The following is a 14835-nucleotide window of genomic DNA, read 5'->3' on the forward strand; positions in this document are numbered from 1 at the left end:
ACGCGAGGCGCAACCCAAACGCGAAAATTTGTGCTATACTATGCCTAAGGCGTTGCTGGCTGGTCCGGCCAAAAGCAACAAGTCGCCGGATTGACCCCGCTGCGCAACATCGCAATGCAGGAGGGGACGGCAATGGACAAAACGATTGGCAATCCGATCACCTGGGCGGCACGGAACATAGGTGCAACCGGGGATCACCTAGCTGAAAATATCAGCCATATCGGCAGCGCGGATACACGACACCTGCCAGTGGTTCGTACGCTGACGATGGATGATCTTTGGGCCTGCCTGAGGGCAGGATACAGCGATTTTCTGGATACAAGGGCCGATGCGATATTCGTGGTGCTCATCTATCCGATCGCAGGTTTTCTGATGTTCGGAATTGGGCTGAACACAAACATGGTTCCACTGCTGGCACCGCTGGTTGGTGGTTTTGCGCTTGTGGGTCCGGTAGCCGCCCTTGGCCTGTACGAAATCAGCCGCAAACGAGAACAAGGTGGCGAGGCTGGATGGCTGGATGCGTTTGGCGTGTTCCGGTCCCCTTCCCTGGGTGCAATTCTGGCTTTGGCGTTTTACATGGTCATGCTGTTTCTGGTCTGGCTGATGGTCGCGCAGAGCATCTATGTTCAGACACTCGGCCCTGACCTGCCCGCGTCGCTGGGTGCCCTTCTAACCCAAGTGTTCACCACCGCCGCTGGATGGACCATGATCTTGTTCGGGAACGCTGTTGGGTTTCTGTTTGCCCTCGTCGCCCTGGCAATCAGCGTCGTCAGCTTTCCGCTGCTGCTGGACCGCAAAGTGGGCGTTCCGGTCGCCGTGGTGACATCCGTACGGGTGTTGCGTCACAATCCGGGCGTCATCCTGGGCTGGGGATTCATCGTTGCCGCGCTGCTGGTCATCGGAGCGATCCCGATGTTGCTGGGCCTGATCGTCGTGATGCCGGTACTGGGCCACGCCACCTGGCATCTCTATCGGCGCGCTGTGGCCTGAAACACAGCTTTATCCCGCAACTTTCAGAACAATCTTGCCAATATGGCCAGAGCTTTCCATGCGGGCATGGGCCGCCGCCGCATCAGCCAGATCAAACTCACTATCCATGACAGGGGCAACTTTTCCCGCCTCGAGCAATGGCCAGACTGCTTCGTGCAGATCCGAAGCGATTTTTGCCTTGGCCAGATCGCTTTGCGGGCGCAGGGTACTGCCAGTCAAGGTCAGCCGTTTGACCATCATAAGCGCAAAATTCAGCTCGACCACGGGCCCCTGAAGGAAGGCTATCTGCACCAGCCGCCCATCCTCGGCCAGCGCCTTGACGTTGCGTGGGATATAGTCGCCGCCCACCATGTCCAGTATCAGATTCGCCCCGCCCTCGGCCCGCATCGCGGCTACGAAATCCGCGTCACGGTAGTTGATCGCCTGTTCGGCACCCAGCTTTTCACAGGCCTCACATTTTTCAGCCGAGCCTGCAGTAGCAAAAACCCGCGCTCCAAAGGCGTTCGCCAGCTGAATCGCCGTTGTGCCGATACCACTGGAACCACCATGCACCAGAAACCGCTCACCGGCCTTCAGGCTGCCGCGCATAAAGACGTTGGACCAGACGGTAAAGAAGGTCTCGGGCAGGCAGGCGGCTTCTTTCAGGCCCATCCCCGCTGGCACCGGCAAACAATGTGCCGCAGGTGTGGCCACATATTCGGCATAGCCGCCGCCCGGCAGCAAAGCACAGACCTGATCGCCAACGGATAGGTCTTCGACCCCCGTCCCGACGGCCACGACCTCACCCGCGGCCTCAAGACCCGGCAGATCACTGGCACCCGGAGGTGGATTATAGGCACCGGCGCGCTGCAGAGCATCCGGGCGGTTCACCCCCGCATAGGCGACTTTGAGGACCACTTGACCGGCCAAAGCTTGGGGCATCGGGCGTTCTGTCAGTTGCAGAACATCCGGACCGCCGGGTTCGGTGATTTCAACGGCGCGCATCATCTGAGTCATGGGTAGATCTCCTTTGGCCAATGCCTAGCAGGCTGAAACGTCAAGGCCCAGTAGCAAGAGGACTACTTGCGCGGTGTCAGGAATCCGGGAAGCGTGCCGTGGGTTTTAGTCGGAGCCTTCACCTGCCCGGCCAGCCAATTCGGAACAGCAAGAAACGGTCTGAACAGAGGATTGTCCCTCACCTGCCCCTTAAGCTTTTCGAACTGCATGACATTGTCGATACGACGGTCCAGAAACTCCCACGTTTTCTGATTCCCGGGCGAATCGTCCCCCAACCAGAACAACAGGGTCGAGGAATAGACCCCCGACAATGTCGCCCGCTTGGTGTACCAGTTCACATCTTCCGAGGTATCCCCCAGCGTGTCCCAGATCAGATCACAGGTTTGCCATACTGCCCTTGCGCCATCAGCCGCGTGGCTTGGCAGCGAAAACATGGTCATACCCCGGCGCACGAGTTCCTTATCCGGCACGGCCTGCAGCCGGAACCGGACGGCAGCAGCGATCCGGTCACGGAATTTGATATCGCCCAAATCCTCAGTTTTAAGGCGACCTGCCATCACCGCGTCCCCGCGCGCATGAAATGCCAACGCCAGGTCAACGGCACCACGCGGACAAATCGCCCGCACCAGAACGTCATCCATTCCACATTCTTCAATCGCCGCGCGAAAGCTGGTTTCCGACCAGCCATCGAAGGGAACATGTGTCAGCATCGCATCCAAAAGCTGCTGCTTGGCGTCTTCATAGGTGGTGGTCATGGCGGTTCTCCGGTTATCAGGACCAGTACTAGACAAGATAGAGGCGCTTTGCTATACGGCCAATTCCTGCAATTTCCTTGCAACTCTATCTAGAAAGGTGGTGACAACCACATGCAGGTTAGTGTTCGCGACAATAACGTCGATCAGGCGCTTCGTGCCCTGAAGAAAAAGCTGCAGCGCGAAGGCGTGTTCCGCGAGATGAAGCTTAAGCAACATTTCGAGAAACCGTCCGAGAAAAAAGCGCGCGAGAAAGCTGAAGCGATCCGCCGTGCCCGTAAACTGGCACGTAAGAAAGCACAGCGCGAAGGTTTGCTCTAAGCACCTTCCTCGTCCAGTTTTGGATGACACTATTTGACGACCCCCGAGGCATCGCCCGGGGGTTTGTCGTTTTCAGGGTGACGTTGCGCGCTTTTTCGCGACTGGCTGACGCAACCCAGCGTCAATGCGCGATAAATCGCGAACTCAGATTCAACTTCCGGTGGCGATCTGCCCACCAACCGCGAGCGGCACGATTGTGTCTTCTCGTCGCCAAGATCTCGCCACTAATGTCCCGCCAAAATAACGCAATCTATTGGAGGCAGAATCATGTCAACGGCCAGCGATCTAGAACGGCAGATGCTCGCATTGATCAATGCAGAGCGGGCGAAGGCGGGCTTACAACCGGTCAAGCTTGAGCTTCGGCTGAACGCAGCGGCGGAAGATCACAGCGAGTGGATGCTGAACGTCGATAAGTTCAGCCATACCGGCGCCGGAGGTTCGCGACCATCGGACAGAATGGAAGATGCAGGCTTCGAATTCTCCGGAAGCTGGCGTGCAACTGAAAACATCGCATGGCAGAGTGTCCGCGGTGCGCCGGGGCTGTCGGATGACGTTCAGGATCTGCACAACAGCCTGATGAACAGTTCCGGCCATCGCGCGAATATTCTGGACGCCAACGTGACCGTTATCGGAATTGGGATTGAGGTCGGAAACTATGACGGCTGGAACGCCATCATGGTGACCCAGAACTTTGCACGGACTTCTGCGCCTTTGCAGCTTGATACCAGCAGTTCGGGTGGTTCCGGTGGTTCCACACCTCCACCGCCCTCGGGGCAGTTGGACGTCAGGGCTGGCAAGATCGGCACTGCTGCGGATGACTGGTTCGTTTTGAAATCCGGACAGTCTGGCCTTTTGGATGGGCGCGGCGGTGATGATACCCTGGTTGGTGGCGGCGGCCGAGATAAGCTGCTTGGCCGCTCCGGCGACGACACCCTGAACGGCGAAGGCGGAAATGACACTCTGGTTGGCGGAGCTGATAATGACGACCTGAATGGGGGGGATGGCAAAGACCTTCTGAAAGGCGGCTATGGCATTGACCAGCTGGACGGTGGCGGCGGAAAAGATGTGCTTAAAGGCGGAGGAGGCAACGACATTCTTGTCGGCGGCGCGGGCAACGACAAACTGATTGGCGGCAATGGCGCAGATGTCATGACCGGTGGCACCGGAGTGGATCAATTCTACTTCACCAAGGGCGCGGATACTGTAACGGATTTCACTGACGAGGATATCGTCAACCTCCGGCAGGCCAAGTCTATCGTTGGGTATAACGATCTGATGAAGAACCACATTTCGCAATCCGGAAATGACGTCATCATCGATGCCGGTAACGGCCACACCCTGACACTAGAAGATACCTTGTTATCAGACCTGGCAAGAGACGACTTTGTGTTCTGAAGGCCGGACAAGCGAAAACTAAAGCCACGCCCCCGGAATCCGGGGGCGTTTATCGTGATCAGTAAATCTTGGGCACGTACAGCTCGTCCGGCAAAACACGCCGTTCGTATTCCGGATTATATTTGCGATCCGGGAGGTCGACTTTTTCCTGCGGTACATCCGTATAGGGGATCTTGGTCAGAAGATGCTCAATACAGTTCAGGCGCTCACGCTTTTTGTCGTTGCCTTCGACGATGTACCAGGGCGCCTCTCGGATGTTGGTACGGAACAGCATGTCCTCTTTGGCTTTGGTATAGGCCTCCCAGCGGATACGGGATTCCAGATCCATGGGGGACAGTTTCCACTGTTTCATAGGATCGTGAATCCGCATAAGGAATCGCAGCTGCTGTTCCTCATCCGTGATCGAGAACCAGTATTTCAGCAAGATGATCCCGGATCGAACCAACATCCGTTCGAATTCGGGAACGTCCTGAAAGAACTGATCAACCTGATCTTTGCTGGCAAACCCCATCACCCTTTCGACCCCGGCACGGTTATACCAGGACCGATCGAACAGAACGATCTCACCGGCGGCGGGCAGATGCGGAACGTAACGCTGGAAATACCACTGGCTCTGCTCACGACGACTGGGCGCCGGCAGAGCTACCACCCGGGCAACACGCGGATTCAGACGCTGCGTAATCCGCTTAATCACCCCACCCTTGCCAGCACTGTCCCGGCCTTCAAACAAGATACAGACCTTGGCACCGGTATGTTGCACCCAGTCCTGCACCTTGATCAGTTCAGCCTGAAGTCGCAGCAAGTTACGGAAATAGACCTTGCGATCCAGCATGTCGGGATGCTGATCCTTGTAGATCTTCCGCACTTCCACCGACAGCATGGGCTCGCTGAATTCGATCTCAAAATCTTCGTCCAGCGCGTCTTCCAACTCGGCTTCGAGCCAGTCTTTTGGTGCATGGTTAAACTCGTCGGTCAAGGTCTGCTCCTTATCAATTGTCGGGTCAGGACCCTATCAGGCGCGTGTAACCGCCTGATGTCATCACAGAGGTAGATGAAAGCCTTTTTCTAAGCTTATCTGCCGGGGTCAGCAAGATCACTGCCCTAGGAATTCGGAAACTTGGCATTTCCGCTCGGCTGGATCATTCAATCGCCAGAGCCACTCCTACTTCAGTTTGTATGAAACCTGTTAACACGACTTGCCAGCCCGAGTGTTCTGAGGGCATCAAAGCACAGGTCATTTCAGAGAGGGGCCGTGGCGCATTTCATATCTGTTCTGCCGGTTGTTTGGCCCTGGTTTATCCTGATCGCCGCGCAGATATGCGCTGTTTCGGGGAAATGGTCTTTGGGGATCGTTCTGCTGACCTGTTTTGGCCTGATTGCCCTGACCTTGGGTCTGGTCACGCCCTTTGCCGCAGCTATTTCGTCAGCAGGTCTTGCCGGGGCGTTGATGCTACGCGGTTTGAACGGTGCGTTTTCCTTTGTTGGACATATCGCCTTGATCCTGTGGTGCTTGGCCATGGGCGCACATCTGGTTCCGGGCTTTCATAACCTTCTGGTACTGGACCGGGTTCATTCCGGTCCGGGCAGCACCGATTTCACAATGTACCTGAACCTGGACAAGCCTCTGATCCTGTTCGCCGTCCTTCTGGCGTGGCCACGCATGAATGATGGGGTAGCGTATATACGCAAATCGCCGCTGGCGGTCGGGCTGGTCGCATTGCCGGCCCTGTTTCTACTGGGCCTCTCAGTTGGTGCCATCCGGCCAGAGTTCACCCTTCCCCATTGGTGGATGATCTTTGCACTTTCCAACCTGTTTCTGACCTGCCTCACGGAAGAGGTCTTTTTCCGTGGCTATCTGCAATCAGCACTTTCCAAACGCCTGGGGGCTGCTGCGGGGATTGCTGCGGCCAGCCTGCTTTTCGGGCTTGCACATTTTGCAGGTGGACCTGCATTGGTTTTCTTTGCAGCCCTTCTTGGCGCGGCATGTGGCCTGGGATATTACGCGACAGGACGTCTTTGGGTTCCGGTTCTGATGCATTTCGCCTTTAACGCGGCGCATCTGGTGATTTTCACCTATCCCGGCCCAGCCTAGGTTAAACCGGCAACGCCGTCGTCTTGAACACAGTCCGAAGCGCGAATGAACTTTGCATCTGCGCCACGCCTGGAAGTCGAGACAGATATTGGCGGTGGATGCGGGCGAAATCCTCGGTGTTTTCGGCAACGACCTTCAGGATGTAGTCCGCAGTTCCTGCCATCAGGTGGCATTCCAAAACATCCGGGATCCGCGCAACGGCTTTCTCAAAAGCCTCCAGTACTTCCTCGGCCTGGCCCTGCAAGGTGATCTCGACAAACACCGTTGTTGGCACATTCATCTTGCGCGCGTCCAACAAGGCAACGTAGTTGCGGATATAGCCATCGGCCTCAAGCCTCTGTACCCGCCTGTGGCAGGCCGAAGGCGACAAATTCACCTGCTCGGACAATTCGGCATTCGACATACGACCATTCCGCTGCAAGGCGGCCAGAATCTTTCTATCTGTCGTATCAAGGCTCATCCACGCAATTCCTTTGCGGGTTTTACCCATTGTAGCGAAGATTTTCCCGAAGAAAAGCCGGAATGCGGGCAGAGTTTCACAGAAATTGCACCCGAAACCGCCCATTATTTAGGCAGTTTAGGAACGGAGAGACCTAATGAAAATCGGTTGCCCCAAAGAAATCAAGCCGCAGGAATTCCGTGTCGGCATGACGCCCAACGCCGCACAAGAGGCGGTGTCTCGTGGCCATGACGTGATAATCGAAAACGGAGCTGGCATTGGCGCCGGGTTTGATAACGATGATTACGTCGCCGCAGGTGCCCGCATCGTGGACAGTGCAGAAGAAGTTTTTGCCACCGCAGATATGATTGTCAAAGTCAAAGAACCCCAGGCGGGCGAACGCAAGATGCTGCGTGAAGGGCAGCTTTTGTTCACCTACCTGCATCTGGCCCCGGATCCGGATCAGACCAATGACCTGCTGGAATCGGGCTGTACGGCTATCGCCTATGAGACAGTGACCGATGCAAATGGAGGTCTGCCCCTGCTTGCACCCATGTCCGAGGTTGCGGGCCGTCTGGCACCACAGGTCGGATCTTGGACGCTGCAAAAGGCCAATGGCGGCCGCGGAGTGCTGATGGGTGGCGTCCCCGGCGTTGGTCCAGCAAAAGTTGTGGTTATCGGTGGGGGCGTCGTCGGCACCCATGCCGCCAAGATCGCCGCAGGAATGGGCGCGGATGTGACGGTACTGGACCGGTCCCTGCCCCGGCTGCGTTATCTGGACGACGTGTTCGGCGGTCAGTTCAAGAACCAGTATTCAACTGCAGGTGCGACCGCGGAGCTGATCCAGACCGCCGACATGGTGATTGGCGCTGTGCTGATCCCGGGTGCGGCAGCGCCGAAACTGGTGACGCGCACGCAGCTGTCCACCATGAAACCCGGCGCGGTTCTGGTGGATGTTGCCATCGACCAGGGCGGCTGTTTTGAAACCTCAAAGGCCACAACCCATGCGGACCCTATCTATGAAGTTGACGGCGTCATGCATTACTGCGTGGCCAACATGCCCGGCGCGGTTGCAAGAACGTCAACAATAGCACTGGGCAACGCCACAATGCCGTTCATGCTGGCACTGGCGGATAAAGGATGGAAACAGGCCTGTCAGGATGATCCGCACCTGCTGGCTGGCTTGAACGTTCACGCCGGCCAACTCACCTATTATGCGGTTGGCAAAGCGCTTGGGATTGACGTGGTATCCCCCAACGTCGTCATCAAATCCTGACGGACGCCTCCAACCCCTGAAGCGCCCTCTCCGAGGGCGTTTGCAGCGTTGGGCATAGCGCCGCCTCTTCGAAGCGGCGTGACCTGTTCACAGCGTTGAACGGGGCACCAAAAACAACGACGCCGCGCGATTAGCGCGGCGCCGGACCCAACCGGAGGAGGGTATTTCAATGCCCGAGCGACGGGCGGGAGCATCATCCCTGTTTCTGGATCTCGACCGAATGCGGGTATGGAATCGAAACGCCTTTTGCATCAAACGCTTCTTTGACTGCTTTGGTCATTTCAAATTTGACATCCCAATAATCGACAGCGGCACACCACAAGCGCGCCGTCAGATCGACCGAGCTGTCCCCCAGATTTGTGACCCGCACCCAGGGCTCGGGATCGCCGTGGATGCGCCCGTCAGCCATTGCGAGGTCCAGAATGATTTTCATCGCCTCATCCGCGCTATCGCCATAGTCGATACCAAACACCAAATCTACACGACGCGTCTCGTGTGCCGAGTAGTTGGTGATAACTGACCCCCAAGCCTGGCCATTGGGTACAATGATCTGCACATTGTCGGGGGTCACGAGTTCGGTCGTGAACAGATTCAGATCTTTGACAGTTCCGGCTGTTCCGCCGATGTCGACATATTGACCAAGCTTATACGGCCGGAAGACAACCAACATCACGCCTGCCGCCAGATCACTAAGTGTACCCTGCAGCGCCAGGCCTATGGCCAGCGAAGCAGCGCCCAAAATGGCAACGATACTGGTTGCTTCGATCCCGAAGATGCCCAGAACAGCCACAATTACCATGGCCAGAATGACCCATTTGATCATGCTGGCGGCAAAATTGCCCAGCGTCGGATCAATATGGGGCGTTTTGTTGATACGGCGGCGAACAACCCCAGCGACCATACCTGCCGCAATCCAGCCCAATATCAGAACAATCAGAGCCTTGCCCGCACTCATCAAGATTGGCACATAGCCGTTTGCCATATCCATGGCTTGATTTGCCATTTCCATCGTCTGCTCCAATTCGGGTTTCCTTCTGCTTTCAGATCGTTAATTGAATCCCACCTATCTGGTGGGCTCCTCTTCTGCCGTAACTGCAGGAGTCACTTTTTCAGTGCGTCGCGGATTTCCATCAGGATGTCCAGCTCGCTTGGCCCGGCTGGCGCTTCTTCTTCCGCCGGTGCTTCCTCTTCTGCCGCCTCTTTGACTCGGTTCACCATTTTGACCAGCATGAAAACCACCCAGGCGATGATCAGAAAGTTGATGAACGCCATGATGAACGCACCATATGCAAAAACAGAAGCACCGGTTTCCCGCGCCGCTTCCAAGCTCGCCCCTTCGGCGACATCACCGGCCAGAACGGAGTAGTTGTTGGTGAAATCAACCCCACCCGTGAACAGACCAATCAATGGATTGATCAGATCGCCAACAAGCGACGTAACAATTGCGGTAAATGCGGCTCCAATGATGATACCCACCGCCATATCCATAACATTGCCTTTGGCAATGAATGTCTTGAACTCCTGGAACATAACTTCCCTCTTTCCCTGTTGTCATTTTTATGCGCCTAAACGCACGGCAACTGTGCGCTAATTGCACTATAAAATGTATGTTTTTATGGGAAATCGTGACTATTTTTCCCCAATCGGCTTATTCAGGAGACCCCATGACACATTTTGCGTCTTATTCCATTACAGACAAATGGCCCGCCAAAGACCCTTCGGTCATTCAGCTCTATTCTTATCCGACGCCTAATGGCGTCAAAGCCTCGATCATGCTTGAGGAAACCGGCCTGCCCTACGAGGCGCATCTGGTCACGCTTGCGGATGCGGATGTCAAAAGCTCCGAGTTCCTGTCGCTGAACCCAAACAACAAAATCCCTGCAATCATTGACCCGAACGGTCCTGATGGACATCCCCTGGGCCTGTTCGAAAGCGGTGCGATCCTGTTGTATCTGGCCGAGAAGTCAGGGAAATTCATGGGCCAGACACAAAGCGACAGACATCGCATTACCCAATGGCTCATGTTCCAGATGGGTGGAATTGGTCCCATGCTTGGGCAACTTGGCTTTTTCCACAAATTCGCCGGGAAAGAGATCGAAGATCCGCGCCCCCGTGAGCGTTATCTCAACGAGGCAAAGCGGCTTTTGAATGTCGTGAACAATCAACTTGATGGCCAGGAATGGATCTCCGGGGATTACTCGATCGCCGACATTGCAATCGTCCCCTGGCTGCGCGGGTTGGATTTTTATGGTGCCCGAGACATTGTTGGCTGGGATGAGTACGCAAATCTCCAACCTTATCTTGATCGGTTTCTTGCGCGTCCCGCCGTTCAGCGCGGGCTGCAGATTCCTTCCCCGGGTTAACACGCGTGGGGTGAGGCAATACCTCACCCCATCCATTTAGCTTGGAAGCTTACCCGTCAGAACATACCGCAGCACATCCACCACCTGCGAGGGATGTTCAGCAACAGCCAGGGCGGCTGCATCAACCTCTTTCAACGCGTGCTGATGATCTGGCCCGTGCACTACGATGATCGACTTGCCCAAAGCCGCCGCATATCCCGCGTCAAAGGCTGCGTTCCATTGCTTGTATTGATCGCCAAAGCGGACGACCACGACATCCGCGTCTGAAATGCCCTTTCGGGTTCGGATCGCATTGACCATCGCACCCTTGTGGTCATGCCAATACTTGTTTGGCTCGGACCCCAAAATTACAACGCCGCAATCGTCGCTGGCTTCGTGAACCGTGACAGGGCTGTTGAACGAAATGTCCAACCCTTTCGCCCCGTCAATGATCTGCTCGCGCCAGTCGGTGTGTATCTCTCCGGACAGGTAGACGTTCAGGCCCATTGATTTCTCCTTTGATTTTATTGGCGACCCTAAAGACAAAATGGACCTGACCCAAGGGGGGGCTCAGAAAGCTAACCGCCAAAACACCGGCTGCCCGTTGGGAACTGCCCTACGGGCCGCGCTGCGCTGCTTGCTTCCCAGAAACCCCGGCATCTCGGATGTTGGCTCGAACCCGAAACTGCGGGGCAAACGGGTATAGATCGACCGAGGCGGCAACCGCCCCCAGGTGATCCCTTTCAGCTGCGCGCCCGGTTCTGGCTGGTGCATCCAGACTTCGCGAATGGCGAATTCGTCGCGCAGCAGCACCAACACTGCCAACATCATGACCTCGGCCCATATTTTCGCGTATTTCTGCTGCAGCGCCTGCTCGTATTCACGCGTCAAACGCAACTCACGCGACCGGGGCGCCCGGCATTGCAGTCGACGCCGGGCATGGCCGACAAAGCGCAACCAGTCGGACTGAATTTCTTCGATCAGACAATAGCCACTTGTTAAATCTATATCCAAGCGGCACCAGGCCAGAGTCGGACGGCCATGCGTGCGTACCGGGTGCCAACAGCTTTGGAACGCACCCACCGCCGCGCGCTGTTCGAATTTCCACAACAGCTCGGCATGCTCGGTCGGGAAGCCCAACTGCACCACAAGATTATGCGCCTTGCGCGTGGTTTGTTCACCAGACCAGCGCTCAAAGCTCAGGCAGAAATCCAGCCATTCGGACTGATAGACCGCTTCTAAACCATGGAACGCCGCAGGGCTTAGCCCCTTCAGACGCACGGCGCGATCCGCATGGGCCACGGCCAGCACATCGTGCCGCCGCAAAACCCCGCCGCACCGCGCGATCATGGGTTTCAGCAAAGGACGCGCCAGCAAACAGGACAGCCCCGATTGCTTTAGATCCGAAACCGACATTTCGGCCTCCATCGACTGGCACAGCAACCAGGGGCTTTGCCGGTCGGTATAATAGTAGAATGGCATCTCTTCCGGCAGAATCTGCCGGATAATCGAGATGTCTTGGCGTTTCATGACAACTCTCCAACGGGAAACAGGCCCGCCGGTCAGTTGGCGGGCAATCAGGGTTTGGGCATTGCTTTTGCGAGGCTGGGATCTGGCATTGGGCCGACTCCGGATTGTGATTGCATCAGGGGGCTGGGCTTACGGCCAGGGGGTGATTCCACTCAACCCCTGGATTTTCAGGACGCAGGGACGTTGCAGCACGGCAACACTGGCGTCTGAGAAACGAGAAAAGCGCGCCGAAGGGCGCGCTTTGCATTTGGATTACTATGGCGTTAGCCGCGCAAAACGCCGCCTGTTGCCTTGGACACCTTGGCGATGATCTTTTCAGCCACCGCTTCGATATCTTTTTCCTTCAGCGTCGCATCTGTCGGCTGCAGCCGAACGGTGATGGCCAGAGATTTCTTGCCCTCACCCAGGCTGCCGCCAATGAATTCATCAAAGACGCGCACATCTTCGATCAGCGCCTTGTCGGCCCCGGCAGCGGCATTCACCAGCGTCAGTGCCTCGACGCCTTCATCGACGACAAAGGCAAAGTCACGCTCGACCGCCTGCAGATCGCGCAGTTCCAGCGCCGCGCGGGTCGCCCCGGATTTACGCGGCAGAGGCACCTCATCCGGCCAGATAGTGAAAGCCACCGCCGGGCCCTTGATGTCCATCGCCTGCAACACACGCGGATGCAACTCGCCGAAAACGCCCAGTACCTTTTTCGGACCCAGACAAATTTTGCCGTGCCGACCCGGATGCCACCAGGCGTCGCCCTCGCGTAGGATCTGAACCTTGGCGGGTGCGCCGATGGCGGCCAAAACGGCCTCGGCATCTGCCTTGGCGTCGAACACATCCGCCGGGCGTGTGGCGCTATGCACATCCTTGGGGCCGTCGCGACCGACCAGCAGGCCGGTAATCTGGATTTTCTGATCGCCTGGCTCGCCGTCGTGAAAAACTGGGCCAACTTCAAACAGCGCCACATCCGCATAGCCGCGCGCCTGATTGCGGGCCGCCGCTTGCAACAGCCCCGGCAGCAGATCGGGGCGCATATGGCTCATCTCGGACGAAATCGGGTTTTCCAACTGCGTCGCTTCATCGCCACCGCCAAACAGCGCTGCGGATGTCTGATCAATGAAGGTATAGCTGACGCATTCGTTATAACCCAATGCGGCACAGGTGCGGCGCGCCATCGACTGGCGGCGCTGAGTGGCTGTCATAACCGGTTTCGGAATGCCATCAGTGACCCTCGGCAGCGGCTTGCCCTGAAGCTTGGTCAGGGAGGCAATTCGTGCGACCTCTTCCACCAGATCAGCCTCGCCCATGACATCGGGGCGCCAGCTGGGGACATGGGCCATCTCGCCTTCAAGGCGGAAACCCAGACGGGTCAGGGTCTGGCGCTGCTCGCTTTCGGGAATGACCATCCCGACCAGCGATTGCACCCGGGCCGAGTCCAACTTGTAGGATCGCGCGTGGTTTGGTGCTTTGCCTGCCTCAACCACTTTAGAGACCTCGCCACCGCAGATATCCAGGATCATCTGCGTTGCATGTTCCAATCCTTCCAGCGTGTATTCCGGGTCGACGCCGCGCTCGAATCGGTACCGCGCATCCGAGTTGATTTTCAATGCCCGGCCTGTCAGTGCAATTTGCACATGATCCCAGAACGCGCTTTCGAGGAAGACGTTCACGGTACCCTCGGTACAGCCGGTTTCTTCGCCGCCCATGATCCCTGCAATGGATTCCGGGCCGTTGTCGTCCGAAATCACCATCATGCCCGGTTGCAGCGTGTATTCCTTTTCGTCCAACGCCACCAGCTTTTCGCCGCCCTTGGCCCTATGTACGCGCAGGTTGCCCTGAACCTTGTCCGCATCAAAGACATGCAGCGGACGGTTCTGGTCGAAGGTCATATAGTTGGTGATATCCACCAAGGCCGAGATCGGACGCAGGCCGATCGCCTTCAACTGATCCTGCAGCCACTGCGGGCTGGGGCCGTTCTTGACACCCTTGATCAGACGCCCGGTGAAATGAGGTGCTCCGTCCAGCGTGTCATCATCAATCGTCACCTTGATCGGGCTGACGAAATCGCCCGGCACCGGCACATAGTCGCGCTCTTTCAGCGTGCCGACCCCGCGTGCCGCCAGATCGCGCGCGATCCCGGCGACGCCCAGCGCATCGGGACGGTTCGGGGTGATCGCAATCTCGATCATCGGATCGACCTTTGCGGGATCATTCTCGGCCAGCCAGTCAACGAACTGATCGCCGACCTCACCCGAGGGCAGCTCGATGATGCCGTCATGCTCTTCCGACAGCTCCAGCTCGCGCTCCGAGGCCATCATGCCAAAGCTCTCGACACCGCGGATCTTGCCGACGCTGATGGTGATGTCCAGGCCCGGAATATACATGCCCGGTTTGCAGACCACGACAGTGATACCTTCGCGCGCATTGGGCGCGCCGCAGATGATCTGCAGATCACCCTCATCCGTCGCAACCGTACAGACCCGCAGCTTGTCGGCATCAGGGTGCTGTTCGGCATGGGTCACTTTTCCCAGCGTAAAGCCCGCCAGTCGGTCCGCCGGATTGACGATCTCTTCGACTTCGAGCCCCAGATCGGTCAGCGTTTCGGCGATCTCATCGACCGACGCGTCAGTGTCCAGGTGATCCTTGAGCCAGGAAAGGGTGAATTTCATCGGTCGTATTCCGCATAATCTTGGGTCAGCCCGCGTGTAACG

General features: G+C 57.1%; 15 protein-coding genes. 6 read left to right on the forward strand and 9 right to left on the reverse strand.

Annotation, left to right across the window (positions count from 1 at the left end):
* Positions 1-132 precede the first annotated feature (132 nt).
* A complete protein-coding gene (locus AC2FIC_RS11925) occupies positions 133-990 on the forward strand; it encodes a DUF2189 domain-containing protein (RefSeq protein ID WP_496691842.1) in 858 nt (285 codons plus the stop codon).
* A 9-nt stretch (positions 991-999) separates the two neighbouring features.
* Here the strand turns inward: AC2FIC_RS11925 and AC2FIC_RS11930 are convergent, their stop codons facing one another.
* Positions 1000-1986 carry an NAD(P)H-quinone oxidoreductase gene (locus AC2FIC_RS11930; RefSeq protein WP_496691843.1) on the reverse strand — a complete coding sequence of 329 codons (987 nt, stop codon included), beginning with the start codon at positions 1984-1986 and terminating at the stop codon, positions 1000-1002.
* A gap of 62 nt (positions 1987-2048) precedes the next feature.
* Positions 2049-2741: a COQ9 family protein gene (locus AC2FIC_RS11935; RefSeq protein WP_496691844.1), complete on the reverse strand. Its 693-nt coding sequence runs from the start codon at positions 2739-2741 to the stop codon at positions 2049-2051.
* A gap of 111 nt (positions 2742-2852) precedes the next feature.
* Here AC2FIC_RS11935 and rpsU point away from each other — a divergent pair, with 111 nt between their 5' ends.
* Together rpsU and AC2FIC_RS11945 are read left to right on the forward strand one after the other, a co-directional pair.
* Entirely contained in the window at positions 2853-3059 is a 207-nt protein-coding gene (gene rpsU, locus AC2FIC_RS11940) for a 30S ribosomal protein S21 (protein WP_005614280.1), read from the forward strand.
* Positions 3060-3326: 267 nt separating this feature from the next.
* Positions 3327-4454 carry a CAP domain-containing protein gene (locus tag AC2FIC_RS11945; RefSeq protein WP_496691845.1) on the forward strand — a complete coding sequence of 376 codons (1128 nt, stop codon included), beginning with the start codon at positions 3327-3329 and terminating at the stop codon, positions 4452-4454.
* A 58-nt stretch (positions 4455-4512) separates the two neighbouring features.
* Here the strand turns inward: AC2FIC_RS11945 and ppk2 are convergent, their stop codons facing one another.
* Positions 4513-5430 (reverse strand): polyphosphate kinase 2, encoded by a 918-nt coding sequence (gene ppk2 / locus AC2FIC_RS11950; RefSeq protein ID WP_496689073.1) that lies wholly within the window; start codon positions 5428-5430, stop codon positions 4513-4515.
* 276 nt (positions 5431-5706) lie between these two features.
* On the opposite strand from ppk2, the gene AC2FIC_RS11955 reads away from it, so the two are divergent.
* Entirely contained in the window at positions 5707-6546 is an 840-nt protein-coding gene (locus AC2FIC_RS11955; protein ID WP_496691846.1) for a CPBP family intramembrane glutamic endopeptidase, read from the forward strand.
* Between the two features lies 1 nt (position 6547).
* On the opposite strand, the gene AC2FIC_RS11960 is transcribed toward AC2FIC_RS11955, so the two are convergent.
* Positions 6548-7006 carry an Lrp/AsnC family transcriptional regulator gene (locus AC2FIC_RS11960; protein WP_142635322.1) on the reverse strand — a complete coding sequence of 153 codons (459 nt, stop codon included), beginning with the start codon at positions 7004-7006 and terminating at the stop codon, positions 6548-6550.
* Positions 7007-7142: 136 nt separating this feature from the next.
* Between AC2FIC_RS11960 and ald the strand changes: the two genes are divergently transcribed.
* Positions 7143-8261 carry an alanine dehydrogenase gene (ald, locus tag AC2FIC_RS11965; RefSeq protein WP_496691847.1) on the forward strand — a complete coding sequence of 373 codons (1119 nt, stop codon included), beginning with the start codon at positions 7143-7145 and terminating at the stop codon, positions 8259-8261.
* Positions 8262-8454: 193 nt separating this feature from the next.
* Here the strand turns inward: ald and AC2FIC_RS11970 are convergent, their stop codons facing one another.
* Both AC2FIC_RS11970 and mscL read right to left on the reverse strand, forming a co-directional pair.
* Complete coding sequence (locus tag AC2FIC_RS11970) at positions 8455-9264, reverse strand: mechanosensitive ion channel family protein (protein WP_496691894.1); 810 nt, start codon at positions 9262-9264, stop codon at positions 8455-8457.
* A gap of 98 nt (positions 9265-9362) precedes the next feature.
* Entirely contained in the window at positions 9363-9791 is a 429-nt protein-coding gene (mscL, locus tag AC2FIC_RS11975; protein ID WP_496691848.1) for a large conductance mechanosensitive channel protein MscL, read from the reverse strand.
* A gap of 134 nt (positions 9792-9925) precedes the next feature.
* On the opposite strand from mscL, the gene AC2FIC_RS11980 reads away from it, so the two are divergent.
* Positions 9926-10624, forward strand: a complete 699-nt coding sequence (locus AC2FIC_RS11980) for a glutathione S-transferase family protein (protein WP_496691849.1) — start codon at positions 9926-9928, stop codon at positions 10622-10624.
* Positions 10625-10660: 36 nt separating this feature from the next.
* Here AC2FIC_RS11980 and AC2FIC_RS11985 read toward each other — a convergent pair whose 3' ends face one another.
* The 3 genes from AC2FIC_RS11985 to pheT form a co-directional block, all read right to left on the reverse strand.
* On the reverse strand, positions 10661-11110 hold the full coding sequence (locus AC2FIC_RS11985; RefSeq protein ID WP_496691850.1) for a YtoQ family protein: 450 nt from the start codon (positions 11108-11110) through the stop codon (positions 10661-10663).
* A gap of 63 nt (positions 11111-11173) precedes the next feature.
* On the reverse strand, positions 11174-12133 hold the full coding sequence (locus AC2FIC_RS11990) for a hypothetical protein (protein ID WP_496691851.1): 960 nt from the start codon (positions 12131-12133) through the stop codon (positions 11174-11176).
* Between the two features lie 263 nt (positions 12134-12396).
* Positions 12397-14793 (reverse strand): phenylalanine--tRNA ligase subunit beta, encoded by a 2397-nt coding sequence (gene pheT / locus AC2FIC_RS11995; RefSeq protein WP_496691852.1) that lies wholly within the window; start codon positions 14791-14793, stop codon positions 12397-12399.
* Positions 14794-14835 lie beyond the last annotated feature (42 nt).

The organism is Ruegeria sp. CDSC079, from assembly GCF_059610505.1.